Origin of the sequence: Cognatiluteimonas profundi, from assembly GCF_009792795.1 — a bacterium.
GTDB classification, from domain to species: Bacteria; Pseudomonadota; Gammaproteobacteria; order Xanthomonadales; family Xanthomonadaceae; genus Cognatiluteimonas; species Cognatiluteimonas profundi.
In genome coordinates this window covers 445,787-470,805 of sequence record NZ_VKHQ01000004.1, presented here as the reverse complement: position 1 = coordinate 470,805, position 25,019 = coordinate 445,787, and the positions used below count along the sequence as shown (strand labels likewise).

Genomic DNA, 25,019 nt, shown 5'->3' with positions numbered 1-25,019 from the left:
CGTCCGTTGTCCCGGCAATAACGGGCACGAAACTTCACTCTGACCCCTGTTTCCCCTTGTTCCCCCACGCGCCGATCGGCGCCGGGCGCCCGAGCAGGTAGCCCTGTCCGTAACGGCAGCCCATCGCCAGCAGGGTGTCGCGCTGGGTCGCGGTCTCGATGCCCTCGGCGACCGCTTCGATCCCGAGCGCGCGCGCCAGTGCGAGGATCGATACCACCACCGCGTCGCTGTTGCCGTCCGCGATGCCGAGCCGCGCGACGAAACTGCGATCGATCTTGACGATGCGCAGCGGGAAGGTGTGCAGGTAGCTGAGCGACGAATAGCCGGTGCCGAAATCATCCAGCGCGGCGCCGACGCCATCCTCGCGCAGCGTGGCCAGGATGCGGCGTACGCCTTCGGGATCGTCGAGCAGCGAGCCTTCGGTGACTTCCAGCACCAGCCGTGACGGCGGCAGTCCGGTACGCCGCAGCATCTCGCGCAGGCGCTCGCACAGGTCGGGTCGGCGGAAGTGCAGTGGCGATACGTTGATCGTCAGGTAGCTGTCGCCGCTGAGCTCGCGCGCCGCGAGCGTGCAGCTGTGCTCGAACATCCACCAGTCGATCGCCTCGATGCTGCCGCTCTCCTCGGCGATCTCGAGGAACTCGCCGGGGCCCAGCAGTCCGCGCTGGGGATGGTTCCAGCGGATGAGGGCCTCGTAGCCCATCACCTCGCCCGAGTCCAGGTGCTGGATCGGCTGGAAATAGGGCTCGAACTGGTCGTTGTGCAGGGCCATGCGCAGGTCGTGCTCCATGGCCAGCACGTCGATCGCGCGCTTCTGCAGCGAGGCATCGAACATCTCGAAACGCTTGCGTCCCTGCGCCTTGGCCCGGTACAGGGCGACGTCGGCATCGCGCAGCACTTCGTCCGATTGCTGGTAATGGGCATCGGCGATGGCGATGCCGATGCTCGCCGATGGCTCGATTTCCTTGCCGGCGATGAGCATCGGCATGCCGAGCATGGCGAGGATGCGCTGGGCGACCTTGATCGCCGTTTCCGGCTGCGGCACGTCCTCCAGCAGGATGGCGAATTCGTCGCCGGCCAGCCGCGCGACCAGGTCGGGATCGCGCACGCAGGCCTGCAGCCGCGCCGCGACTTCCTTGAGCATCGCGTCGCCGGCCAGGTGGCCCAGGCTGTCGTTGATCACCTTGAAGCGATCGACGTCCAGGTACAGCAACGCGGCATGGCGGGTCGGCTCGCGCCGCAGCAGGCCGAGCACGCGTTCCAGCCGTTCGCGCAGGTAGCCGCGATTGGGCAGGCCGGTCAGCGCGTCGTGCATCACCTGGTGCTTGAGCTGCTCCTGGATGCGCTCGCGTTCGCCGATCTCGCGCCGCAGCTCGGTCGTGCGTTCCTGCACGCGCTGCTCGAGCTGGGCAAAGGCGCGTTGCTGGATCAGCGCCGAACGCCGTCGATTGAGGCTGTTGGCGATCTGCGAGCCGACGAAGCTCAGCAGCTCCTGGTCGGCGGCGCCATACACGACCGATGGCGTGTAGCTCTGCACCGCCACCAGGCCGATCACCTCGTCGCCGACGATCAAGGGCACGCCGAGCCAGCACACGGCCGGCGGCCCCACGCCGATCAACTCGACCTCGCCCCGCTCGGCGAGCAACTCCATGTCGCGGGTTGCGCCCAGCAAGGGCTGTCCATGCCGCAGCACGTATTCGCTCAATCCACGCGCCAGCGGCCGCGCCGGATTGCCGCGCGCCTGCCCATCGACGAAATAGGGGAACTCGAGCGCCTCGCGGGTCTCCGACAGCAGTGCGATGAAGAAATTCGTCGCGTTGAGCAGTTGGCCAACCACCCCGTGCACGCGCTCGTAGAACGCGACCTGGCTGATGTCGGCCGTGGCCAGCTGCGCGATCTGGAACAGCGCCGCCTGCAGCCGCTCGGCGCGCTGGCGCTCGAGGATCTCCAGCTGCAGTCCCCGGTTGGCGTCGGCCAGCTCCAGCGTGCGCAGCCGCACCACCTTTTCGAGTTCGTCCTGGCCCAGCTTGCGGTCCAGCGCGGTCAGGATGTGGCTGGCGACAAAGGACAGCAGTGCGCGGTCGGCGGGTGTGTAACAGACGTCGGCGCGATAGCTCTGCACGACCAGCGCGCCGCGCACCTGGCCATCGCGCAGCATCGGCACGCCCAGCCAGTCGTAACTGTCGGGTCCATAGACCAGCAACGGTCCCGAAACCTGTTGCTGCAGCTCGCTGGTACGGCCCATCAGCGGCAGGCCATCGCGGATCACGTACCAGGTCAGCGTGTGCTCGCGCGAGGCCAACGGGATCTCGCGCGCCGGATCGCGCGGCGTGGTGTCCTCGACGTCGGCGAAATACAGGAAGCGGATGGTGTCGCGCTCGGCATCGTGCAGCACGATGAAGAAATTCTCGGCGTACATCAGCGAGCCGACGATCGCGTGGATGCCGCGCAACAGGTCCGGCATGTCGCGCTCGGAGCCGGCCAGGTCGGAAATCGCGAACAGCGCGCGCTGCAATTGCTCGGAGTGCGACAGGCGTGCGTTGGCGCTTTCCAGGTCGGTCCATTTCAGCGCGCGCGTCAGCAGTGGCGCGGCGACGCGCAACGGCGGATCCAGCGCCGCCAGCAGTGACGGCCCGATGCGCGGCTGGATCAGCGTCACCAGCAGTACCGCCCGCACCGGCGGCGCCAGCGGCACGGCCACGCGCAGGTGGTCTTCATCCCAGGCGTGGCTGCCCGATGCCAGTGCCGCGCGGGCCAGGATTCCGCCGTCCGGATCCGGACAGGACGCGCCCAGCAGCATCGGCGTGGGCTCCCCGTCCAGCCACAGCAGCACGCTGGCCGCAGCACACTCCGGTCGCGCCTGCACTAGTTGCAGCAGCACCTCGGCGATCTCGGCGGGCGTGCCGCCGGCCACCAGCCGGTCCAGCCACGGTGGCACCGGCGCGGTATCGACGGCCACTGCAGGCAGCGCGATGTCCAAGCAGCAGCGTCCCCCGCAGGCCAATGCATTGACTTCTAGCATGCCGCCACGGCGCCAAGCCGTGACAGGGCACGCATTGCCCGCAAGCTCCCCGGCCGGACCCTCAGGCGGCGGCGACTGCCGGCGGCTCGCGCCATCGCGCCAGCAACGCTGCCTCGCGCTCCCTGGCGGCCTGCAGGTGGGCGTGCTTGACGTGCCCATAGCCGCGGATGTGTTCCGGGATGCTGGCGATTTCCGCGGCCAGGCCGACATTGCCGTCCGTCAGCGTCTCCAGCAGCTCACCGGCCAGGCGTTCGTAATCGGCGATGAGCTGGCGCTCCATCCGGCGCTCGGCGGTATGGCCGAAGACGTCGAAGGGTGTGCCGCGCAGGCGCCGCAGCGATGCCAGGGCCTTGAACGCGGTCAGCACCCAGGGGCCGAAGGCGCGCTTGCGCAACTCGCCGTCGGCATTCTTCCTGGACAACAACGGCGGCGCGAGGTGGAAGCGCAGGGTGTAGTCGCCCTCGAACTGCTGCTCGAGCCGTCGGCGGAAATCGCCGCTGGTGTAAAGGCGCGCGACTTCGTACTCGTCCTTGTAGGCCATCAGCTTGAAGAAGTAGCGGGCGACGGCTTCGGTCAGGTCGGTGCTGCCGGGAACGCGCTGCTGCTCGGTGGCGCGCACCCTGGCGACGAGGTCGGCATAACGCCGCGCATAGCGCTGGTCCTGGTAGTCGGTGAGGAAGGCGATGCGGCGCGCGATCACCTCGTCGAGCGATCGCGACAGGCGCGCATCGTCCAGCGGCAGGAAGGCGACGTCGCTGCCGTGTGCCGGCACGTGCCGCAACTCGTCCTCCTCGCGCGTGGCCAGCAGCGCGTCGACCAGCCCGGACTCATGGCCCTCCGACGGACGCGGCGCCAGCAGCGGCAGTTCGTGCGGGGTGCGCTCGGCGATCGTCGCCGCGTTGCGCACCACGCCGGCCGCCCCGGCGACCGCATCGATGTCGATCGCGGCCACGCGACCCCATGCGAACGCGGTCTTGTTCATCTCGACCGCCGCGCCGTTCAATTCCACCGCGCGCATCAGCGCCTCGAGCGACAGCGGCACCAGGCCCTGCTGCCAGGCATGGCCGAGCATGAACAGGTTGGCGGCGATGGCATCGCCCAGCAGCGCCGTGGCGAGCTGCGTCGCATCAACGAGCAAGGGCTCGCGACCGCCCAGCGCGGTGCGCACCGCGGCGATGATGTCCGCGGCGGGGAATTCCATGTCCGGGCGCGTGGTGAACGCGCCGGGCATCGCCTCGTAGGTGTTGAGCAGCACGCGGCTGCGGTCGGCGCGGATCTTCGACAGCGCCCAGTAGTCGTTGACCACGACCATGTCGCAGCCCAGCACCAGGTCGGCTTCGCCGGCGGCGATGCGCACGGCGTGGATGTCGGCCGGCGAGCGCGCGATGCGGATGTGGGTGGTGACCGCGCCGCCCTTCTGCGCCAGGCCGGTCTGGTCGAGCACGCTCGAACCGCGGCCCTCCAGGTGCCCGGCCATGCCCAGCAGCGCGCCGATGGTGACGACGCCGGTGCCGCCGACGCCGGTGATCAGGATGTTCCACGGTTGCGACAGGTCGGTCGCGAACGTGGGCTGGGGAAGGTTCGCCAGCAGGTCGGTCGCATCAACCTTGCGGCCCTTGCGCACGCTGCCGCCGTGCACGGTGACGAAGCTGGGGCAGAAACCTTCGACGCAGCTGTAGTCCATGTTGCAGCCGGACTGGTCGATCTCGCGCTTGCGTCCGAACTCGGTGTCCTTCGGCAGCACCGACACGCAGAAGCTCTTCCTGCCGCAGTCGCCGCAGCCCTCGCACACCAGCGTGTTGACGAACACGCGCTTGGCCGGCGCGGCGATCCTGCCGCGCTTGCGGCGGCGGCGCTTCTCGGTGGCACAGACCTGGTCGTACACCAGCACGCTGACGCCCTTGACCTCGCGCAGGCGCTTCTGCACGGCGTCGAGCTCGCCGCGGTCGTGGAATTCCACGCCGGCGGGAAACAGCGACGCATCGCTCCACTTGCCGATCTCGTCGCTGACGATCGCGATGACCTGCACGCCCTCGCTGCGCACCTGGTGCGCGATCTGCGGCACCGACAGGGTGCCGTCGACCGGCTGCCCGCCGGTCATCGCGACCGCGTCGTTGTAGAGGATCTTGTAGGTGATGTTGACGCCGGTGGCGACCGACTGCCGGATCGCCAGCGAACCGGAATGGAAGTAAGTGCCGTCGCCGAGGTTCTGGAATACGTGTGGGGTGGTGGTGAAGGGCGCCTGCCCGGACCAGGTCACGCCTTCGCCGCCCATGTGGGTGAACGTGTCGGTGCTGCGGTCCATCCACGTGACCATGTAGTGGCAACCGATGCCGGCCAGCGCGCGCGAGCCGTCGGGCACGCGCGTGGAGGTGTTGTGCGGACAACCGGAGCAGTAGTGCGGCACGCGCGGGAAGTTCGCCCGCGGCAGCGCGAGCTCGGCTTCCTTGGACGCCAGGAAGGCGAGCTGCTGCTGGATATGCTCGCTGGTATGGAATCGCGCGAGGCGTCCAGCGATCACGCGCGCGATCCGCGCCGGCGTGAGCTCGTTGGTCGAGGGCAGGATCCATTCGCCGCTTTCGTCGTACTTGCCGACGATGCTCGGCCGGCGCCCGGCGAAGTTGTAGAACAGTTCCTTCATCTGACTTTCGATGAAGGCGTGCTTCTCCTCGACCACGAGGATGTCCTCGAGCCCGCGCGCGAAGCGTGAGATGCCGACCGGCTCCAGCGGCCAGGTCATGCCGACCTTGTAGACGCGGATGCCGAGGTCGCGGCAGGCGCGCTCGTCCAGGCCGAGCACTTCCAGCGCCTGCAGCACGTCCAGGTAGGACTTGCCGGTGGTGACGATGCCCAGGCGCGCATCCGGCGAATCCATCACCACGCGATCGATGCCGTTGGCGCGCGCGAATGCCTGCGCGGCCGTGACCGCGTACCGGTGCAGGCGCATTTCCTGGTCCAGCGGCGGGTCGGGCCAGCGGATGTTGAGTCCGCCCGGCGGCAGTTCGAAGTCCGTTGGCGTGACGATCCGCAGCGCGAACGGGTCGACGTCCACCGACATCGACGACTCCACCGTTTCGGCGATGGTCTTGAAGCCGATCCAGCGCCCGGTGAAACGCGACATCGCCCAGCCGAGCAGGCCCATGTCGAGGATGTCCTGCACGCCGGCCGGATTGAGGATCGGCATCAGCGCGCTGCTGAACTCGCCTTCCGAGCCGTGCGGCAGGGTCGACGAGCGACACGCATGGTCGTCCGCCGCGAGCGCGAGCACGCCGCCCAAACGCGAGGTGCCGGCGGCATTGCCGTGCTTGAAGACATCGCCGCAACGATCCACCCCGGGACCCTTGCCGTACCACATCGCATACACGCCATCGACGCTGGCGCCCTCGAACAGGTTGGTCTGCTGCGTGCCCCAGACCATGGTCGCGCCGAGGTCTTCATTGAGGCCGGGGGTGAATGTCACCCCTGCCGCCTCGAGGTGTTTCTTCGCCCGCCACAGTTCCAGGTCGAACCCGCCCAATGGCGAGCCGCGATAGCCGGAAATGAAACCGCCGGTGTGCAGGCCCGCGGCCTGGTCGCGCAGCCGTTGCATCAACGGCAATCGCACCAGCGCCTGCACGCCGCTGAGGTAGATGCGGCCGGTCGTGCGGCTGTACCGATGCTCGAGCGTGTAGCTGTCGTCCAGCTGCGGGATGCCGGCGGCAGGGGCGCCTGCAACAGCGGTCAGGGTCGATCCGGTCATGGTCAGGGGAGTCGGGACAGGGCGCCGCAGGCCGGTTGTCGGCCACTGCGGGGGAGCGCGGGCCGCAAATGGTACATGGCGGCCACGCCGTGCCGTGCGGTCGAGGTCCGGGCGGACGGCTGCGACGGGTGCCTGCCGTCGCCAGGCATGAATGCGCGCCGACATTCCCGGCACGTCACCTGTGGCGCCGACAACGCGACTGCGACCGCAAACCACGCGCGTTCCATGCAGTATGGTCGGCTTCGGAGGCCCTGCCATGTTGAATTCCTGCTGCACAAGACTGCGTCCCGCGATGGCGTCGCGATGCGGATTGCTGTTCGCACTGCTCGCCATGGGTGCCGCCAGCGGTGCCGACCGGATCACCGGCAAGCCCTTCGCCACCCGCAGCGAGGTCTATGCGCCACACGCCATGGCGGCCACCTCGCAGCCGCTGGTGACGCAGATCGCGCTGGACGTGATGAAGCAGGGCGGCAGTGCGCTGGACGCGGCGGTCGCCGCCGATGCGGCGCTGGGACTGATGGAGCCGACCGGCAGTGGCGTGGGCGGTGACCTGTTCGCGATCGTGTGGGACCCGAAGACCCACAAGCTCTATGGCTACAACGGCTCCGGCCGCTCACCGAAATCGCTGACGCTGGCGGAATTCCGCAAGCGCGGGCTCACCGCGATTCCGCCCTATGGGCCGTTGCCGGTGACCGTGCCTGGCGCGGTCGATGCGTGGTTCGCATTGCACGACCGCTTTGGCAAGCTGCCGATGCAGGACCTGCTCGCGCCGACGATCCGCTATGCGCGCGAAGGTTTCCCGGTCAGCGAGGTGATCGCGTATTACTGGAGCGCGTCGGTGCCGCGGCTGTCGAAATTCCCCGGCTTCAGCGAGCAGTTCACCCGCGACGGGCGCGGCCCGCGCACCGGCGAGATGTGGAAGCGGCCGACGCTGGCCGATACCTTGCAGAAAATCGCCGATGGCGGCCGCGATGCGTTCTACAAGGGCGAGATCGCGCATCGCATCGACGCCTACTTCAAGGCCAACGGCGGCTTCCTTTCCTACGAAGACCTGGCGACGCATCACGGAGACTGGGTCGAGCCGGTCTCGACCAACTACCGCGGTTACGACATCTGGGAATTGCCGCCCAACGGCCAGGGCATCGCAACGCTGCAGATCATGAACCTGCTCGAGGGCTACGACCTCAAGCACTACGGATTTGGCAGCCCCGAGCACGTGCACCTGTTCGTGGAGGCGAAGAAGCTCGCCTTCGCCGACCGCGCGCGCTTCTATGCCGACCCCGATTTCTACCGGACGCCCGTCGCCGAACTCATCTCGAAGCCTTATGCCGACCAGCGCCGCAAGCTGATCGACATGGACAAGGCCGCGCGCGTGGTGGCCCCGGGCACGCCGAAGGCGCTCGATGAGGGCGATACCGTGTACCTGACCACGGCCGACGCCAACGGCATGATGGTGTCGCTGATCCAGTCCAACTATCGCGGGATGGGCAGCGGCATGGCGCCGCCCGGGCTGGGGTTCATCTTCCAGGATCGTGGCGAGCAGTTCGTGCTCCAGCAAGGCCACCCCAATGCATTCGCACCCGGCAAGCGGCCGTTCCACACGATCATCCCGGCCTTCGTCACCAAGGCGGGCAAGCCGTGGCTGAGCTTCGGCGTGATGGGTGGGGCGATGCAGCCGCAGGGTCACGCGCAGATCCTGATGAACCTGATTGATTTCGGCATGAACCTGCAGGAAGCCGGCGATGCACCACGCATCCAGCACGATGGTTCCACCGAACCCGAGGCGCAGTACCAGCCGATGGCCGATGGCGGTGAAGTCGACCTGGAAAGCGGCTTCCCGTACGAGACGGTGCGTGCGCTGATGCGCAAGGGACATTCGGTGCGTTTTGCCGACGGCCCCTACGGCGGCTACCAGGCGATCATGGTGAATCCGCAGGGCGGCTACATCGGCGCCAGCGAGTCACGCAAGGATGGACAGGCCGCCGGCTATTGATGTGCATGAGGTGCGCGCACCACCCGTGGTTCACGACGCAGGGGCGACACTCCATCCCCCGATCGCCAATTGCCGGCACGAGGCGCGGGAGATCGGTGCGGCCGATGCGTGCCATGGGCGGGAATGGATCCGACTGATGTCCAGGTTGTTGCTGTTGATGCTGTTGTGCCTGGGCTTGCCGGCCTGCGAGCGTGCGCAGCCTGCGCCACGATCCGGCACCGACGTGGTGACGCTGGGCAACCAGGGTGAGACCACGAGCACGCACGAGCGCGCGCGCATCGCGCCGCCGCCGGCCGACTACCTCTCCGGCACCCACTGGCCGACTGCTCGCCTGCACGACGGTGCCGCCTGGGTCAGCTGCACCGACGATTACGCCGCGCAGGGCGACGGGCGCCCGGTCGAGTCGCTGGATTTCCTGGTGCTGGTGGACACGCTGTCGCCGTGCCGCGACACCGGCCTGCTGCGCCTGCGCTATCGCGGCAACATCGGGCCCGGCTTCACCGCGCTGGTCGAACGCGTCGGCGCGATCGCCCGGCGCATGGATATCCGCGACCGCATCCTGGACATCGATTCAACCGGCGGCGAAGTCGAGGAAGCCATCCGCGCCGGCGACGTGATCGCCGGATCGCAGTGGGCGATCTGGGTGCGCGAGCGCTCCGTCTGCCACAGCGCCTGCGTGCTGGTGCTGGCGGCCGGCGACACCCGCTCGATCGCCGGCAAGGTCGGCATCCATCGGCTGATCCGCCAGCAATCGCGTGCGACCACGCGGCGCGAACTGAGCGCCGAACTCGCCGACATCACCGGACAGGTGCGCGATTACCTGGCGCGCAACGGCGCCGCCAGCGCACTGGCCGACCAGATGATGACGATCCCCAACCGCGACCTGCGCGTGTTGACCGCCGATGAGCTCGCAGGCTTCGGCCTGTCGGGGACCAATGCCGTGCAGGACGATCTGGATCGCATCACCCTGATGCGCCAGTGCGGAGACGACTTCGTGCGCCGGCGCGACCGGTTCATGCGCGCGTTCGACAGCAACTGCATGAAGCCGGGCGAAGGCGCCGAGGCGATGCAGGCGTGCGGGCATGATCTGGAACAGCGGTTCGGCTTTCCCGATGCGCATTGCGCCGGCCGCGGCGCGCTGGACCAGTACGCCCAGCGCGCGGGACAGGCGCTGCCGCTATCGGGGCAGTCGCCGCCGCGCGGCCCCAGGCCGGGAGCCGCGACCGGCGCCGTGGACTGATCGGCTGGCGCGCGCCGACCGCTAGCGCGTGAACTTGCAGTTGAACGCCACCGTGATGCGCTCGCCTTCGCCGACGAAGGGCGTGACGTGGTGCATCAGCCAGGACGGAAACAGCACCAGTTGTCCCGCCTGCAGCAGGTAACCGGCGTGGGCGACGTTGAACGGCGGCACCAGCGACTCGTTGCCCATGTCGGTGTGCATTCCCGCCTCCGGGTTGGGATGCAGGAAGGTCAACTTGCCGCTGTCCTCGCTGCCCGCGTCCGCGCGCCCCGCATCCACGCAATAGACGCCGGACCACGATGCATTGGGATGGTTGTGGGTGCCGAACCAGCCATGCCTGCGGGTGACGTGGAACCAGGATTCCACGCCCACGCGCAACTGGCGCATGAGCTCGGGCGGATGGTTGTTGAGCTGCTGGACCAGCTGCAGCGTGCGCGACAGGCAGAACTCGCGAAGCTCGGCGACCTCCGGTTGCGGCCAGCGGAACAGGTCGAAGCGGCTTTCGAACAAGGCCGCGTTGCGCTCGGTGTAGGGCACCGGGTTGCGATCGGCATCGCGGTCGTGGGCCAGGAACAATTCGCGCAGCGCGGCATTGAGCCGCGCCGGGTCGGGATGCTGGTCGAAGGCGAATGGCACCGGGAACAGGGGCTGGATCTTGGGCACGCGATGGCTCCTTGTCGTGTCGCGATCTTAATCGTGCCGACCCCCGGCTTTGCGCGGCCGGTTCCGGTGTAGGCTGCGGGCTGGGGCAAATCGCCGCATGACGGGGGCCGAATGAAGACGATCCTGGTGGCCAGTTCCAAGGGTGGCGTCGGCAAGACGACGATCGCCTCGCATCTCGCCGCGCAGTCGGCGCTGGCCGGGCACCACACCGCGCTGGTCGACGCCGACCCGCAGGGTTCCTCCACCCGCTGGGCGCAGCGACGCGCGGGAATGGCCAGTGCGGTGCTGCCGCTCGATGGCACCGGCGGCAAGGGCTGGCGGCGCCAGCTGCCCACGGATACCGGGATGGTCATCATCGATGCCGCCGCCGGCTCCATGGCCGCCGAGCTGGGCCAGTTCCTGGAGCGCGCCGACGCGATCGTGGTGCCGATCCTGCCATCCACGCTGGACATCGAGGCCACCGTGCCGTTCCTCGATACCCTGGCCAGGCATCCGCGCGTGCGCCGCGGCGAACTGCGCGTCGGGCTGGTCGGCAACAAGCTCAAGCCGTGGACGAACAGTTCGCAGCAGGCGCTCGAACTGCTCGGGCAATGGCCGTATCCACTGGTGGCGCAACTGCGCGACAGCCAGGCCTACGCGATGCTGGCAGGGCTGGGGAAAAGCCTGTTCGACTATCACTCCGCGCAACTGCGCGAGCACCAGGCCGATTGGCAGCCGCTGCTGCGCTGGTTGAAGAAGGCGCCCTGAACGCAGGCAGCTTCCCGCACAGGGAGGACTCACGCCGTCGCACGGCCGCTTCGTTACGCTGCTGCAATCAGGGTGGCTGCCCAGCGGCGCCCGTCCGCGACACCACCTTGGCCGTGAGAGAGTCCATACCGTGAGAGAACTCATCCTGTTGCGCCACGCCCACGCCGAACCGGCCAGTGCCGGCCAGTCCGACCTGGACCGTCCGTTGTCGCCCGAAGGCCTGGCCGAGGCCGAGGCCGCGGGTCGCTGGCTGGCCCAGAACAAGCTGATCCCGGACCGGGTGCTGTGCTCGCCCGCGCGCCGCACGCGCGAAACCGTCGAAGCGGTGCTGGGCGCGGTGGGTTACGTCGACCAGCGCCTGGATCCGGCCATCTACGAAGGCACGTCCGGGATGCTGGCGGAGCTGGCCGACAACCACCGCGACGCCGACCGCTTGCTGCTGGTCGGGCACAACCCGGGCCTGGAACACCTGGCCGCGCTCATGCACAGCGGCCAATCGGGCGACTTCCGTGGCATGCCGCCCGGCGGCATCGTGGTGCTGTCGCTGCCGGCCGACGCATCGATCGAGCCTGGCGTCGCCACCCTGTCCGCCTTCTGGTGGCCGTGACCGCGCACCGTCGTCCCGCACTGCATCGGATCATGCTGGCGACGATGTTGCTGGCACTGGGCATGTCGGTCGCGCGGCCCGCGGAAATCGATCCGGCGACCTCGCGCATCGGCTTCACCCTGCAGACGCGCTGGGGGCAGTCGCTGCTGGGACATTTTCCGGATCCGCGTGGCGAGGTGGCCGAACTTGCCGACGGGCGCCACCAGGTGCGCCTGAAACTGAAGACGGCGACCGTGGAGATCGTCGACCATCCTTCCTACACGCGCTTCACCCGCGGCAGCGGGTTCTTCGATGCCGCCGAATACCCGCAGGTCGAATTCCTCTCCGACGCCTATGCACCGGCCTTGCTGCGCGACGGCGGTGAGCTGCCGGGGATGCTGACGATCCGCAACGTCCGCCGCCGCGAGGTGTTCACCATCAGCCCCGGCAGTTGCGACGCGCCGGGGCACGGTTGCGACGTGGTCGCCAGCGGCACGATCCATCGCGGCGACTACGGCATGGGTCGCTGGAATGTCGCGTTGTCGGACCGGGTGCGGTTCGCGTTGCGGGTTCGCGTGCGCGGGCCAGGCGGGTGAACGCGCTCCAGGCGTGCGCGGCGGCCATGCTGGCGCTGGCTTGCAGCGCCTGCGTCACGATGACGTCGGGCCAGCGCGCGCGCGCCGAGGCGATCACGGTCACCGCGCGCTCCACGGTCGTGGGTTGCGACCAGCCCGATGCCTGCGCGCAGCCATCGCCGCTGCATGAACTGGCGGGGCGCGCGTTCGCGGAAAGCACCGCGGCCGCGCCGCGGCATTACGCATTGATGCTGGATCGCGGCGCCGACGCGATGCTCGCGCGCATCAGCCTGATCCGCAGCGCCACCAGGTCGGTCGACGTGCAGACGTATATCTTCGAGGAGGACGACGCCGGCCACCTGTTCCTCGACGAGCTGCTCGCCGCCGCTCGCCGCGGGGTCCGCGTGCGGCTGCTGATCGACCAGCTCTCCGCACTGGAACGTGTCAACACCCTGGCTGCGCTGGCCGGCGCGCACGCCAACTTCTCCATCCGCATCTACAACCCGGTGCTGCGCCGCGCGCACATCAGTTATCCCGAATTCCTGCTGGCGGCCACCTGTTGCTGGCACCAGCTCAACCAGCGCATGCACACCAAGATGCTGCTGGTCGACGGCGCGGTCGGCGTCACCGGCGGCCGCAACTATGCCGACGACTATTTCGACTGGAGCGCCGACTACAACTTCCGCGATCGCGACGTGCTCGTCGCCGGTCCGGTGGCGCGCGACATGCAGCGCAACTTCGACGCGTTCTGGACCAACGTGCGCAGCTGGCCGGCCGAGCAGCTCACCGACGTCGGCCGGCGCATCCTCGATTCCGGCGTGCCGCCGCTCGCCAGGGACGACTTCGAGCAACCCCAACGCGTCGCCGCGATGTCGCGCGACGCCGCGGACACCGACCTGATCCGCACCCGCCTGGCCGACAAGGCATTGCCGGTGGGTGTTGTCGATTACCTTGCCGACCTGCCGCAGAAACACAGCGAGCCCAATCCGGGCCCGGCCACGGCCTCGCGCGGCCTGCGCGAACTGATCGACTCCAGTCGCAGCGAGGTGCTGCTGCAGACGCCCTACCTGGTGTTGTCGCGATCGGCGCAGGACCTGTTCCGTGGCATGCACCGGCGCCAGCAAGCGCCGCGCGTGATCGTCTCGACCAGCAGCCTGGCGTCGACCGACTCGTTCATCACCTACGCGCTGTCGTACAAGTACAAGCGGCGCTACCTGCGCGACTTCGGCTTCGAGATCCACGAATACAAGCCCTTTCCAGTCGATGCCCCGGTCGACGTGCCAGCGACGCCGCCGGTGGCCGCCAGGCAGCCGGCGATCCCGCCCGGGCGACTGTTCGACGCCTCGAGCTCGCGTCGTCCGCGCGATTCGCGCCTGGGCCACGACGGCTCCGTGGTCGACCGCTACCGCAATCCGCTGCAGAGCGAATATGCCGCGCTCGCCGCGAGCCGTCGCAACCTGGAACGCATGCCCTTGAAGCATCCCGGCGTGCGCACCGGCCTGCACGCCAAATCCATGGTGGTGGACGACAGCATCGCGGTGATCGGCACGCACAACTTCGATCCGCGCGGCGACCACTACAACACCGAGAGTGCGGTCGTCATCGCCGATGCGGCCTTCGCGCGCGAGCTTGGCGACAGCATCCGCCGCGACATCGCGCCGGCCAACAGCTGGACCATCGCGCCGCGCGACAAGGCGCCGGTGTTCTCCGGGCTGGAGTACTCGCTGGCCAAGCTGTCCGAACGCCTGCCGATCTTCGACCTGTGGCCGGTGCGCTACGCCACCAGCTATGAATTCCAGCCCGGGCCGGATTGTCCGCTGCCGCTGCCGCCGACCGACCCCAGGTTCCAGGCCTGCTATCGCCCGGTCGGCGATTTCCCCGAGGTCAACCTCGGTTTCAAGAGCGTGCTGACCCGCATCTTCACCGCCTTCGGCGCCGGGTTCGCTCCGGTCCTGTAGCGACCGTGGGCGGTCCGGGCCGCTTGCGACGGCCATCTGCTGGCTCGGCCAATCCGGCTGCCGGGACTCGACAATGGCCCATGCCATCAGAGGGGTGACTTCCGGCCCATGCGGTTTTGGTGTGGTGTTGTACATTACCAGCACACCGACCCACCCAGCCCCGGAAGCCCTCCATGAACACCATTCCCATGCCCACCTCGCTGCTGACCCTGCGCCCCTTCAGTCTCCCGCCGGCCGAGCACGCCAGTGCGTTCCCGCGGCAGTACCGCGAACGTGATTTCGGCATCGGCTACGGCCGCAGCAGCGGCTACGCCGCCCAGCGCCAGTACGTCTCCGGCTGGAACGGACAGCCGCGGTTCCGTTGCGGCTGAGCTGCCGCGCCGGGGCGACGCGCCCCTCTCCCGTGTCGTCCCGGCGCCGGTCGGTTATCGTGCCGCGATGACCGGACCCAGTACCGCCGCATCACGGTCGCGCGTGTTCCGCCGCGCGACCACCCTGGAAGCCCTGAACGCCCTGTCGCGCGACACCGCGATGCAGCCCCTGGGCATCGTCTTCACCGAAATCGGCCCGGATTTCCTGCGCGCGACCATGCCGGTCGATGCCCGGACCCGGCAGCCGTATGGGCTGCTGCATGGCGGCGCATCGGTGCTGCTGGCCGAGACCCTGGGCAGCAGCGCCGGCAACCTGTGCGTGGATGCGGATTCGCTGTGCGTCGGCATCGAGATCAACGCCAACCATCTGGCGGCCGTGCGCGACGGTCTCGTCACCGGTACCACGCGACCGTTGCATGTCGGCCGCACGACGCAGGTGTGGGAGACGCGCATCGAGGACTCCGCCGGCCGGCTGGTGTGCATTTCGCGACTGACCCTGGCCGTGGTGCCGCAACGGCCGCGCTGACATTCCCGGCATGGCCGCGCCCGGTTGCTTGCGACGTGACTTGAATTGACCGGCCGCGACTGGCGCCCTAGGCTTCGCGTCTTCCCTCTCCCATATCCGGAACGCCCATGTCGATCTCGCTGAACTTCGAACTCAACGACCGCGACCTGGAGCATTTCCACGAGGCGATGGCCAGGACGAAGAAGGCGGCCGAGGGCAAGTCCGAGGGCGAGATCCTCGACTGCGCCCTCAAGCTGCTGTCCGACGCCAAGAAGGTGCGCATCCCGGATTTCATCCAGGAGCGCCTGCTGCGCCTGGACGACATGATCGCCATGGTCCGCGACGAGGGCTGGGCGATGCAGCAGGCGGACAAGGACCGCGTGTTGTCGGCGCTGGTGTACTTCTGCGATCCCGACGACGTGATCCCCGACCACGTGCAGGTGCTGGGCTTCCTCGACGACGCGGTGATGATCGAGTTGTCGGTGCGCGAGCTCAAGCACGAGATCGACGCCTACGACGACTTCTGCGATTTCCGCCAGCACCAGGCCGAGCGCCGCGGGCTGCAACCGGACAAGGTCGGTCGTGCCGACTGGCTGTCCAGCCGTCGCGAGGAACTGGTCGAGCGCATGCACGATCGCCGCGAGCGCGACATGGGCGTGGGCTACGGCAGCAGCAGCGGTTATGGCGCGGCCCGCAGCTACACGCGCACCTGGCGCCCGGGGTTGTTCACCTTCCGCTGAGCCAGGTCGCCGCCGGTTGCCCGGCCGCTCGTTTCCCGGACCGATGTCCGCCCGGGGCATCCCGTATCGTGCACGCATGAAAGAGCCGTCGCCCCCGATCGGCGCGCAGCCTGTCGGCGCGCCCCAGCACCAGACCGCGCCACGCGCGAACCCGCTTGCACGCGCGCTGCGCTACGGCTACCGCGTGCCATTGCTGCTGTGGCACCTGCTGGTCGACCTGCCGCTGGCGGCATTGCTGCTCACGCCGCTGACCGCGGGCTGGCGGCTTGGCAGCGAACGGCTGGACCACCGCGTGATCCGGCTCTGGTCGGCGGGCCTGGTGCGGATATGCGGATTCCGGCTGCGCCGCATCGGCACGCCGTTGCCGGGCGCGACGCTGTTCGTCGCCAACCATGTCACCTGGGCCGACATCGTCGTGCTCAACAGCCAGCGGATGATGGGCTTCGTGGCCAAGCATGAGATCGCCTCCTGGCCGGTCGTGGGCTGGATGGCGGCGCGCGCCGAAACGATCTTCCACCAGCGCGGCAACACCGAGTCGCTGGGCGGCGTGCTGCACGAGATGCTGGCGCGGTTGCGCGCCGGCCGCTCGGTCGCGGTGTTCCCGGAAGGCCGCACCGGCAGTGGCCGCGAGATCGGGCCGTTCCATGCCCGCATCTTCCTGGCGGCGGTCGAAACCGGCACGCCGGTGCAGCCGGTTGCGCTGCGCTACGGCGAGCAGGGCGATGCGCAGGCGCTGGTCGCCTTCCAGCGCGGCGAGCATTTCGTCGGCAATGTCCTGCGCCTGCTCGGCGAGCCCGCGCGCCGGGCCGACGTGGTCTTCCTCGAGCCGATCACGCCAGGCGACTCCGAGGGGCGCCGCGGCATCGCGGTGCTGGCGCGCGAGCGCATCGTCCAGGTCATGGGCGGCTGACATTGTCGATGCCGTCGTCGCGATGTTGACCGCGTCGGCGTACCGCCCGCCGTGGTGGCTGCGCAGCCCCCACCTGCAGACCATGCTCGGCTCCAGTCCCTGGCGCCGACATCGTGGCGCCGAGCTGCTGGCCGCAACCGGCGCCGTCACCACCGGGCACCTGCTCGACGGCGGCGACGGCGTGCGCCTGCATGGCCTGCACAGCATCGTGCCGGGCGTCGCGCCACGCGGCCTGGCGCTGTTGCTGCATGGCTGGGAAGGCAGCACCGAGTCCAGCTACATGCGGCTCACCGCGGCGCACCTGCTGGGCCGCGGCTTCGCGGTGTTTCGCCTGAACTTCCGCGACCACGGCGACAGCCACCACCTCAACGAGGCGCTGTTCCATTCCAACCGCATCGATGAAGTCGTGCACGCGGCGGTCGACATGTCGCGCCGCCTGCTTCCGCACGCCGGTGCGCCGCTGGTGGCGGCCGGGTATTCGCTGGGCGGCAACTTCGCGCTGCGGCTGGCCCTGCGCGCGCCGGCCGCGGGCCTGGATCTGGTCCGCGTGGCCGCGGTCTGCCCGGTGCTGGACCCGGCCGTGACCATGACCCAGATGGAGCGCGGATGGCGCGTGTACCTGCGCCATTTCGAGAACCGCTGGCGTGAATCGCTGCAGCGCAAGCGCGCGCTGTTCCCGCAGCAGCACGACTTCGACGATCGCACGCTCAAGCTCGACATGCGCCAGCTCACCGAATGGCTGGTGCAGCGCCACACCGACTTCGGCAGCCTGGACGCGTATTTCGACGGCTATTCCATCGCCGGGGACCGGCTGGCGCGTTTGCAGGTGCCGGCGGACGTGCTCATGGCCGCCGACGATCCGGTGATCCCGGTCGCGGAGTTTTCCGCATTGCGCCTGCCGGCCAATGCGCGCCTGGAAATGGCCGAACGTGGCGGCCACTGCGGTTTCCTGCTCAACGCCCGCATGGACGGCTTCGCCGAAAGCTGGGTGGCCGATCGCCTGGCCGCGATCCCGGATTAGCGCGTGCCGCGGCACCGGATTGCCGAAGGCGCGTCCGCGGCGGCGGCGTCCACTACAATCGCGGGCTCGTTTTTGCCGATGGACGCGTGATGGAATCGACCGATTTTCCCGCGGACATCCGCGCTGCCCTGGATCGCGGTGACCATGTACAGGCGCTCGCCGCTGCCACGGCGGCGGTTGCCGCGCGTCCCGACAGCGCGCAGGCCCATCGGTTGCTGGCGGCCGCGCAGCGCGCGTCCGGCGATCCGGCGCAGGCGCTGGCCAGCATCGACCGGGCGATCGCGCTGGCCCCCGACGACGCCGAGGCGCACTTCGAGCGCGCCGGCCTGCTGCTCGGCGACAGCCAGCTCGATGCGGCGCAGGCCGCGCTGGCGCGCAGCATCGGTCTGGACCCGAATCTCTTCGGCGCCTACGTGCTGCAGGCGCAGCTGGCGCTGGGTCGCGGCGACCTGGGCGAGGCCGCGCGACTGCGACGCCTCGCCGCCAGGATCGCGCCGGACCACCCGCAGCTGGCCGCGATCGAGGGCACCCTGGCGCTGCGCGAAGGCGATGCCGCGCGCGCGCAAGCGATCCTCGCCACCGCCCTGCAGCGCCACCCGGATGACGCGCAGATCGGGTACGCGCTCGGATTCGTCTACATGGCCCAGGGCCACCTCGCGTTCGCCGAGCAGGTGTTCCGCAATGTCCTGGCGCGGCATCCGGATGCGGCCAACCTGCGCGCGCTGATCGCCGACCTGGTGCGGCAGCAGGGGCGGCCGGGCGAGGCGGTGCAGGAGATCGCACCGCTGCTGGCCGATCCGGCCCGCGCCACGCCCGGACTGCGGCGCATCGCCGGCGAGCTGGAGCTGGCGGCCGGCCAGCCCACGCGCGCGCTGCCCTGGTTGCGCGACGCACTGGCCGCGCAGCCGACGGATCGCCGCACCCTGGCGGGGCTGATGGAAACCCTGCGCCAACTGGGTGATCGTGAGCTGGCGCGCTCGACCCTGGATGCCGCGGTCGCCATGGCGCCGGATGTCGCCGACCTGTGGCAGGCGCGGCTGGCGGTCGAGCCGGTCGGCAGCGAACCGGCGCAGGCCGTGGTGACCCGCTGGCTGGCGGCGACACCCGATGCGCTGCCGGCGCTGGAAGCGCGCATGGCGCTGCACGACGGCGCCGGCGAACGCGATGCCGCCGAGGCGATCGCACGACGCATCGTCGCCATCGAGCCGGGCCGCAGCAGCGGCGAAATGCGCCTGCTCAACGGCCTGATCGAGCGCGACCCGGCTGCGGCCATCGCCCGTGTCGAGCAGCTGCTGTCCAAGGCAACGGCGCCGGAGAGCCAGCAACTGCTGGCCGGATGGCTGGGCCTTGCGCAGGACCGCGCCGGCCAGGCCGCCGCGGCGGTCGCCACCTTCAGCCAGCTGCGCGCGGGGGAAGCGTCGCAACGCCTGCCGCTCTGGCAGCCGGGCCCGTCCCCGGAGAGCTGGCCGGAACCCGGCACCGTGGCCGCCGGAACACCGGCGGTCGCCCTGCTGTGGGGCGCGCCGGGCTCGGCGGTTGAACGTGTCGCCGCCGTGCTCGGCGCCGGCCTGCCTGGATTCCGCGCCGATCGTTTCGGCCAGTCGCCGCCGCGCGATCCGCTGCAGCAGTTCGACACCATCGCCGCGCTGCAGGCGGGCCGCCTCGCGCCGGCGGATGTCGCCGCGCAATGGCGCGCCGGGCTGCCCGCGCGCGGCATCGGCAACGACCAGGTCGTCGACTGGCTGCCGTTCTGGGACAACCAGTTGTTGCTGGCCTTGCGACCGCACCTGCCCGAGGCGCTGCTGCTGATCGCCATCCGCGATCCGCGCGACATGCTGCTGGACTGGCTGGCGTTCGGCGCGGTGCCGCCGCTGGCGATGGACACGGTCCAGGCCGCCGCGACCTGGCTGGCTGACGTGCTTGGCCAGGTCGCGACGCTGCATGAGCAGAACCTGCATCCGCACCGGCTGCTGCGCCTGGACGCGGCGGTCGACGACGCGGCCGCACTGGCGAGCGCCGTGACGGCGGCGATCGACGCTCCCCTGCAGCCGGCGACGGCCATGGCCTCGAAGCGATTCCCCGCCGGCCATTGGCGCGCCTATGCCGACGTGCTCGGCGACGCCTTCGCGGTGCTGACGCCGGCCGCACGCCGACTGGGTTACGAATAAGCCAGCACCACGGCACCAACCCCGTTACTTCGACCGGAGCGCACCAATGCACATCGCCAGCGACAGCTTTGCGCCACGCGAGCGCATTCCGGCCGAATTCGCGATGGGAGTCGCCGATGGCTTCGGCGGCAACCGCAACCCGCAGCTGCACTGGGACGACGTGCCGGCAGGCGTGCGTTCGTTCGTGCTGATGTGCATCGACACCGATGCGCCGACCGACGCCGCCACCGTCGGTCGCAGCGACCTGCAGATACCGGTCGAGCAACCGCGCGCGGAATTCGTGCACTGGGTGCTCGTCGACCTGCCGGCTGATTTGCGCGCCATCGAGGCCGGCAGCTGCAGCGATGGCGTCACCGCGCACGGCAAGCGCATGCCGCCGGGCCCGCCCGGCTCGCGCCAGGGCCTCAACGATTACACCGGATGGTTTGCCGGTGATCCGGAGATGGCGGGCGAGTATTCCGGTTATGACGGCCCGTACCCGCCGTTCAACGACCTGCGCATGCACCGGTATTTCTTCCGCCTGTTCGCGCTGGACATCGCGCCCCTGCCGGTCGGCGATGGGTTCCGCGTGGCCGATGTGTGGCGCGCGATGCATGGCCACGTGCTGGCCGAAACCGCCGTCTGGGGCCGCTACTCGCTCAATCCCGCCGTCGCCGCCTGACGACGGCGGCGCGCGATCCCGCGCGCCGATTGCGATCGACGCGTGGACTAGAAGGGCAGCACCAGGTCGGGCTTGAGCGCGAGCAGCTGTTCGCGGAATGCCGACTGGATGCGGACCAGCGCCGCCTGCGAGTCGGCATCGAAGCGCAGCACCAGCACCGGCGTGGTGTTGGACGCACGGACCAGTCCCCAGCCGTCGGGCCAGTCGACGCGCAAGCCGTCGATGGTCGAGCTGCGCCCGCCCTCGAAGCGCGCCGCCGCGCGGAAACGTTCGACGAAGCTGTGCGGATCGCCATCGGGCGCATCGACCTTGATCTCCGGCGTCGACACCCCGTTGGGCAGCGCGTTGAGCTGCTCGGTGGCCGATTCCGGCCGCGCCGCAAGGATTTCCAGCAGGCGTGCCGCGGCGTAGATGCCGTCGTCGAAGCCATACCAGCGCTCGGCGAAGAAGAAATGGCCGCTCATCTCGCCGGCCAGTTCGGCCTCGGTTTCGCGCATCTTGGCCTTGATCAGCGAATGCCCGGTCTTCCACATCAGCGGGCTGCCGCCGTGGCGCAGGATGTGGCCGGGCAGGCGGCCGGTGCATTTGACGTCGTACACGATCACCGCGCCGGGATTGCGCTCCAGCACGTCGGCGGCGAACAGCATCAGCAGGCGGTCGGGATAGATCGTCTCGCCATCGCGTGTCACCACGCCCAGGCGGTCGCCGTCGCCGTCGAAGGCGATGCCGAGGTCGGCATCCAGCCGCTGCACCATCTGCACCAGGTCGACCAGGTTCTTCGGCTCGCTCGGATCGGGATGGTGATTGGGGAAGTTGCCGTCGATCTCGCAATACAGCGGCGTGACGTCGGCTCCGATCGCCTCCAGTACGCGCGGACCGAGCACGCCAGCCACGCCGTTGCCGGCATCGACCACGATCTTCAGGCGGCGATCGATCTGCACGTCGCCGGCGATGCGCGCCACGTACTCCTCGCCGATGTCGCGATGGGCGAGCGACCCGGGGCTGGCCGCGACGTGGAGGCGGTCCTCGGCGATGCGCGCATGCAGGTCGAGGATGGCATCGCCCGACAGCGTGTCGCCGCCGACGACGATCTTGAAGCCGTTGTAGTCGGGCGGATTGTGGCTGCCGGTGACGGCGATGCAGCAACCCGTGCGTAACTGGAAGCTGCCGAAATACACCACCGGCGATGGGGCCATGCCGATGTCGATGACGTTGCGGCCGGCCTTGCGCAGGCCTTCGGTCAGGCCGGCGACCAGGTCCGGCCCGGACAGGCGTCCGTCGCGCCCGACCACGATGTCGTTCAGGCCTTTCTCGAACATCAGCGTGCCGACCGCGTGGCCGATCAACTCGGCGACGCCGGCATCGAGCGATTGACCGACGATTCCGCGGATGTCGTAGGCGCGGAAGATGCCGCGATCGATCCTGACCGCGGTCTTGGCGGGCTCCTCGACAGCGCGTGCTTCGGCCACCGGGCGCGGCATCACCGGCGCCTGTTGCATGGCCTGCGCCAGCGTGGGCTCGTTGTCGTCGGCGGCGGCAAAGGCTCCATGGCCCATGCCGAAGCCGCGCCGGTGCGCCAGCCAGGCCAGGACGCCCAGGCCCAGCAGGACCGCGGCGGCGATGAAGGACGCCAGCGCGCCAAGTCCGAACGCGCCACTGGTGGTGTCCGGCAGGCCCGCGGCAATGCGCAGGTCGCTGCCCGGAACCTTGACCGCCATCGCCTCGGCGACGTTCGACAGGGTGGGGTCGCCGCGCTCGAGCACGGTGTAGTTGCCCTCCCGCAGTGCCAGGTAGCTGCTGCTTTCCACATTCGCCGACTGCAGGGCGTCGGTGGCCAGCGACAGCGGCAGGCGCACATAGGCGACGCCGACCAGGCGCTCGCCGGCCTTGGCCGGAGCCGCCAGCAGCAACTTCGCGCCCCCGTCCTTGCCGATCCGCGCGACCGGACCCTTGGCCACCAGCGCGGCCTCGGCCGCGGCCAGGCGTCCGAACCCGCCCTGCGGCAGGGTGCCGTACGCCGCGTCCAGGTCAGCCGGCAGGATCAGCGCCTCCTCGATGTGAGGCCAGCCCGTCTTGATGAGGTTGGCGGCCTTGCCCAGGTCGCCCGCCGCAAGCGCGATCTGCACGTCGGGCGAGGCCAGCTTGAGCCGCAGGCGGTCGGTCTGTTGCTGCAATTCCCGTTGCGTGCCGGTTGCCACGAGGTCGCGCGATGCCTGCAGCGACTGGCTCAGGCTGGCGTCCTGCATCTGCTGCCAGCCGCCCCACGCCACCCACAGGGCAAGCAGTACCAGCACAGCTGCCAGCACCGGCAGCGCAGGGCGCAATTGCGCCATCGGCAGCTGCAGGCGCGGTTTGGTTCGGTCGGTCATCGTCATCCCCTGTCAGCGCACGCCGGTGTGGCCAAAGCCGCCACTGCCCCGTGCACTGTGCTCGAAAGTATCCACCACTTGCAGGGCCGCGCGCACGATCGGCACCAGCAGCAATTGCGCGATGCGGTCGCCCGGCTCGATGACGAACGCGGCGATGCCGCGGTTCCAGATACTGATCAGCAGCGGGCCTTGGTAATCGGCGTCGATCAGGCCGGTGCCGTTGCCCAGCACGATGCCGTGCTTGTGGCCCAGGCCGGAGCGCGGCAGCACCAGCGCGCACAGGCCGGGGTCGGCGACGTGGATGGCCAACCCGGATGGCAGCAGCGCGGCGTCACCGGGCTCCAGCCGCAACGGGGCGTCGATCGCGGCACGCAGGTCCAGCGCGGCGCTGCCGGGGGTCGCGTATTCGGGCAGCGGCCATTGCGTGCCGAAGCGCGGGTCCAGCACCCGGACTTCCAGTGTGTGGATCATGCTTGCGTGGGTCCCGGGATGGTGGGGTTCGGTGCCGGCGCCGCTCCGGCGCGCTGCAGGCGTGCGTGGACCAGGTCCAGCAAGCGTTCGGCCAGTTGCGTCTTCGGCCCGGCGCCCAGCGCGTGGCTGCCATCGGCATCGAACACCGTCAGTGCGTTGTCGTCGGCCTCAAATCCGCTGCCGGCGACGCCGACCTGGTTGGCGACGATCATGTCCACGCGCTTGTCGTGCAGCTTGCCGCGCGCGGACCGCGCCAGGTCCTGGGTTTCGGCGGCGAATCCCACCACCAGGCGCGGGCGCCGGGCCTGCGTGGCGACCTGCGCGAGGATGTCGGGCGTGCGCACCAGATCGAGCAGCATCGCGTCGCCGCCGGCGGATTTCTTCAGCTTGTGCGTGGCGGGGAATCGCGGCGTGAAGTCGGCGACGGCCGCCGCGCCGATGTAGACGTCGGCGGGCAGTGCCGCCAGCACCGCCTCGCGCATCTGCGCGGCGGAGCGCACGTCGACCCGTTGCACGCCGCCGGGAGTGGGCAAGGCCACCGGCCCGGCCACGAGGAGGACGTCGGCACCGCGGCGCGCGGCGGCGGCGGCGATCGCGAAGCCCATCTTGCCGCTGCTGCGGTTGCCGATGAAGCGCACCGGATCGATGTCCTCGAACGTGGGACCGGCACTGACGACGATCCGCAGCCCGCCCAGCGACACCGTCAAGGCGTCTGCGCCAGTTCGGCGATGATCGCGTCGGGTTCGCGCAACCGGCCCGGGCCGAATTCGCCGCAGGCCTGCGGGCCGGCGTCGGGCCCGATGACCTGCACGCCGCGCGCGCGCAGGGTCTCGATGTTGGCCTGCGTCGCCGGATGCGACCACATGCGGTGGTTCATGGCCGGGGCCACGGCGACCGGCGCGGTCGTCGCCAGGCACAGGGTCGTCACCAGGTCGTCGGCCATGCCATGCGCCAGCTTGGCCAGGGTGTTGGCCGTGGCGGGCGCGACCAGCACCTGACCGGCCCAGCGGGCCAGTTCGATGTGCCCCATTGCCGCCTCGGCCGCCTCGTCCCAGAGCGCGCTGCGCACGCTGCGCCCGGACACCGCCTGGAAGCTCGCGGTGCCGACGAAGCGCAGGGCATTCGCGGTCATCACCACCTGCACCTCGGCGCCGGCGTCGCCGAGGCGGCGGACGAGTTCGACCGCCTTGTAGGCGGCGATGCCGCCGCACACGCACAACACGATGCGGCTGCCTTGCAGATGGAGGCCGGACGCTGCCATGTGGGTCGGAATTTCCCTA

The 25,019-nt window shown here is 69.7% G+C and carries 18 protein-coding genes and 1 pseudogene; 13 read left to right on the top strand and 6 right to left on the bottom strand.

Annotation, left to right across the window (positions count from 1 at the left end):
- Window positions 1-34: 34 nt before the first annotated feature.
- A complete protein-coding gene (locus GST15_RS08750) occupies window positions 35-2,980 on the bottom strand; it encodes a bifunctional diguanylate cyclase/phosphodiesterase (RefSeq protein ID WP_233263117.1) in 2,946 nt (981 codons plus the stop codon).
- Window positions 2,981-3,083: 103 nt separating this feature from the next.
- Entirely contained in the window at window positions 3,084-6,761 is a 3,678-nt protein-coding gene (locus GST15_RS08745; RefSeq protein WP_159016859.1) for an indolepyruvate ferredoxin oxidoreductase family protein, read from the bottom strand.
- Window positions 6,762-7,053: 292 nt separating this feature from the next.
- Here GST15_RS08745 and ggt point away from each other — a divergent pair, with 292 nt between their 5' ends.
- Together ggt and GST15_RS08735 are read left to right on the top strand one after the other, a co-directional pair.
- A complete protein-coding gene (gene ggt, locus GST15_RS08740; RefSeq protein WP_159016858.1) occupies window positions 7,054-8,754 on the top strand; it encodes a gamma-glutamyltransferase in 1,701 nt (566 codons plus the stop codon).
- A gap of 136 nt (window positions 8,755-8,890) precedes the next feature.
- Window positions 8,891-9,994 carry a COG3904 family protein gene (locus GST15_RS08735; protein WP_159016857.1) on the top strand — a complete coding sequence of 368 codons (1,104 nt, stop codon included), beginning with the start codon at window positions 8,891-8,893 and terminating at the stop codon, window positions 9,992-9,994.
- 21 nt (window positions 9,995-10,015) lie between these two features.
- Here GST15_RS08735 and GST15_RS08730 read toward each other — a convergent pair whose 3' ends face one another.
- A complete protein-coding gene (locus GST15_RS08730; RefSeq protein WP_159016856.1) occupies window positions 10,016-10,657 on the bottom strand; it encodes a putative 2OG-Fe(II) oxygenase in 642 nt (213 codons plus the stop codon).
- Window positions 10,658-10,768: 111 nt separating this feature from the next.
- Here GST15_RS08730 and GST15_RS08725 point away from each other — a divergent pair, with 111 nt between their 5' ends.
- The 11 genes from GST15_RS08725 to GST15_RS08675 all read left to right on the top strand — a co-directional run bounded on the left by GST15_RS08725 (window position 10,769) and on the right by GST15_RS08675 (window position 20,899).
- On the top strand, window positions 10,769-11,404 hold the full coding sequence (locus tag GST15_RS08725) for a ParA family protein (RefSeq protein WP_159016855.1): 636 nt from the start codon (window positions 10,769-10,771) through the stop codon (window positions 11,402-11,404).
- A gap of 130 nt (window positions 11,405-11,534) precedes the next feature.
- The gene (locus GST15_RS08720) at window positions 11,535-12,011 is read left to right on the top strand and encodes a SixA phosphatase family protein (protein WP_159016854.1); all 477 of its coding nucleotides are present in this window, start codon (window positions 11,535-11,537) and stop codon (window positions 12,009-12,011) included.
- Complete coding sequence (locus tag GST15_RS08715; protein WP_159016853.1) at window positions 12,002-12,586, top strand: YceI family protein; 585 nt, start codon at window positions 12,002-12,004, stop codon at window positions 12,584-12,586. Before GST15_RS08720 ends, GST15_RS08715 begins: the two co-directional genes overlap by 10 nt.
- Complete coding sequence (locus GST15_RS08710; protein ID WP_425482217.1) at window positions 12,583-14,523, top strand: phospholipase D family protein; 1,941 nt, start codon at window positions 12,583-12,585, stop codon at window positions 14,521-14,523. The genes GST15_RS08715 and GST15_RS08710 overlap by 4 nt, the downstream gene beginning before the upstream one ends.
- Window positions 14,524-14,696: 173 nt before the next feature.
- Window positions 14,697-14,894: a hypothetical protein gene (locus GST15_RS08705; RefSeq protein ID WP_159016852.1), complete on the top strand. Its 198-nt coding sequence runs from the start codon at window positions 14,697-14,699 to the stop codon at window positions 14,892-14,894.
- Between the two features lie 67 nt (window positions 14,895-14,961).
- A complete protein-coding gene (locus tag GST15_RS08700; RefSeq protein ID WP_159016851.1) occupies window positions 14,962-15,420 on the top strand; it encodes a hotdog fold thioesterase in 459 nt (152 codons plus the stop codon).
- A gap of 107 nt (window positions 15,421-15,527) precedes the next feature.
- Complete coding sequence (locus GST15_RS08695) at window positions 15,528-16,139, top strand: YkvA family protein (RefSeq protein ID WP_159016850.1); 612 nt, start codon at window positions 15,528-15,530, stop codon at window positions 16,137-16,139.
- Window positions 16,140-16,215: 76 nt separating this feature from the next.
- Entirely contained in the window at window positions 16,216-17,049 is an 834-nt protein-coding gene (locus GST15_RS08690) for a lysophospholipid acyltransferase family protein (RefSeq protein ID WP_233263116.1), read from the top strand.
- A 25-nt stretch (window positions 17,050-17,074) separates the two neighbouring features.
- Window positions 17,075-18,070, top strand: a complete 996-nt coding sequence (locus tag GST15_RS08685) for a YheT family hydrolase (protein WP_159017127.1) — start codon at window positions 17,075-17,077, stop codon at window positions 18,068-18,070.
- Between the two features lie 89 nt (window positions 18,071-18,159).
- A complete protein-coding gene (locus GST15_RS08680) occupies window positions 18,160-20,238 on the top strand; it encodes a tetratricopeptide repeat protein (RefSeq protein ID WP_159016848.1) in 2,079 nt (692 codons plus the stop codon).
- A 46-nt stretch (window positions 20,239-20,284) separates the two neighbouring features.
- Window positions 20,285-20,899, top strand: a complete 615-nt coding sequence (locus GST15_RS08675; RefSeq protein ID WP_159016847.1) for a YbhB/YbcL family Raf kinase inhibitor-like protein — start codon at window positions 20,285-20,287, stop codon at window positions 20,897-20,899.
- Between the two features lie 47 nt (window positions 20,900-20,946).
- Here GST15_RS08675 and GST15_RS08670 read toward each other — a convergent pair whose 3' ends face one another.
- From GST15_RS08670 to coaBC, 3 genes and pseudogenes are all read right to left on the bottom strand, one after another.
- Window positions 20,947-23,268, bottom strand: coding sequence for a phosphomannomutase/phosphoglucomutase (locus tag GST15_RS08670; protein WP_233263115.1), 2,322 nt, complete (start codon window positions 23,266-23,268; stop codon window positions 20,947-20,949).
- A gap of 12 nt (window positions 23,269-23,280) precedes the next feature.
- A complete protein-coding gene (dut, locus tag GST15_RS08665; RefSeq protein WP_159016846.1) occupies window positions 23,281-23,739 on the bottom strand; it encodes a dUTP diphosphatase in 459 nt (152 codons plus the stop codon).
- Window positions 23,736-25,000, bottom strand: a pseudogene (coaBC, locus tag GST15_RS08660) (bifunctional phosphopantothenoylcysteine decarboxylase/phosphopantothenate--cysteine ligase CoaBC). Before coaBC ends, dut begins: the two are co-directional and overlap by 4 nt.
- Window positions 25,001-25,019 lie beyond the last annotated feature (19 nt).

Bases quoted from the DNA above. Each gene is read 5' to 3' on its own strand.
- GST15_RS08745 (WP_159016859.1), bottom strand. From the start codon at position 6,761: ATGACCGGATCGACCCTGACCGCTGTTGCAGGCGCCCCTGCCGCCGGC.
- ggt (WP_159016858.1), top strand. From the start codon at position 7,054: ATGGCGTCGCGATGCGGATTGCTGTTCGCACTGCTCGCCATGGGTGCC.
- GST15_RS08735 (WP_159016857.1), top strand. From the start codon at position 8,891: ATGTCCAGGTTGTTGCTGTTGATGCTGTTGTGCCTGGGCTTGCCGGCC.
- GST15_RS08725 (WP_159016855.1), top strand. From the start codon at position 10,769: ATGAAGACGATCCTGGTGGCCAGTTCCAAGGGTGGCGTCGGCAAGACG.
- GST15_RS08705 (WP_159016852.1), top strand. From the start codon at position 14,697: ATGAACACCATTCCCATGCCCACCTCGCTGCTGACCCTGCGCCCCTTC.
- GST15_RS08700 (WP_159016851.1), top strand. From the start codon at position 14,962: ATGACCGGACCCAGTACCGCCGCATCACGGTCGCGCGTGTTCCGCCGC.
- GST15_RS08695 (WP_159016850.1), top strand. From the start codon at position 15,528: ATGTCGATCTCGCTGAACTTCGAACTCAACGACCGCGACCTGGAGCAT.
- GST15_RS08690 (WP_233263116.1), top strand. From the start codon at position 16,216: ATGAAAGAGCCGTCGCCCCCGATCGGCGCGCAGCCTGTCGGCGCGCCC.
- GST15_RS08680 (WP_159016848.1), top strand. From the start codon at position 18,160: ATGGAATCGACCGATTTTCCCGCGGACATCCGCGCTGCCCTGGATCGC.
- GST15_RS08675 (WP_159016847.1), top strand. From the start codon at position 20,285: ATGCACATCGCCAGCGACAGCTTTGCGCCACGCGAGCGCATTCCGGCC.
- GST15_RS08670 (WP_233263115.1), bottom strand. From the start codon at position 23,268: ATGACCGACCGAACCAAACCGCGCCTGCAGCTGCCGATGGCGCAATTG.
- dut (WP_159016846.1), bottom strand. From the start codon at position 23,739: ATGATCCACACACTGGAAGTCCGGGTGCTGGACCCGCGCTTCGGCACG.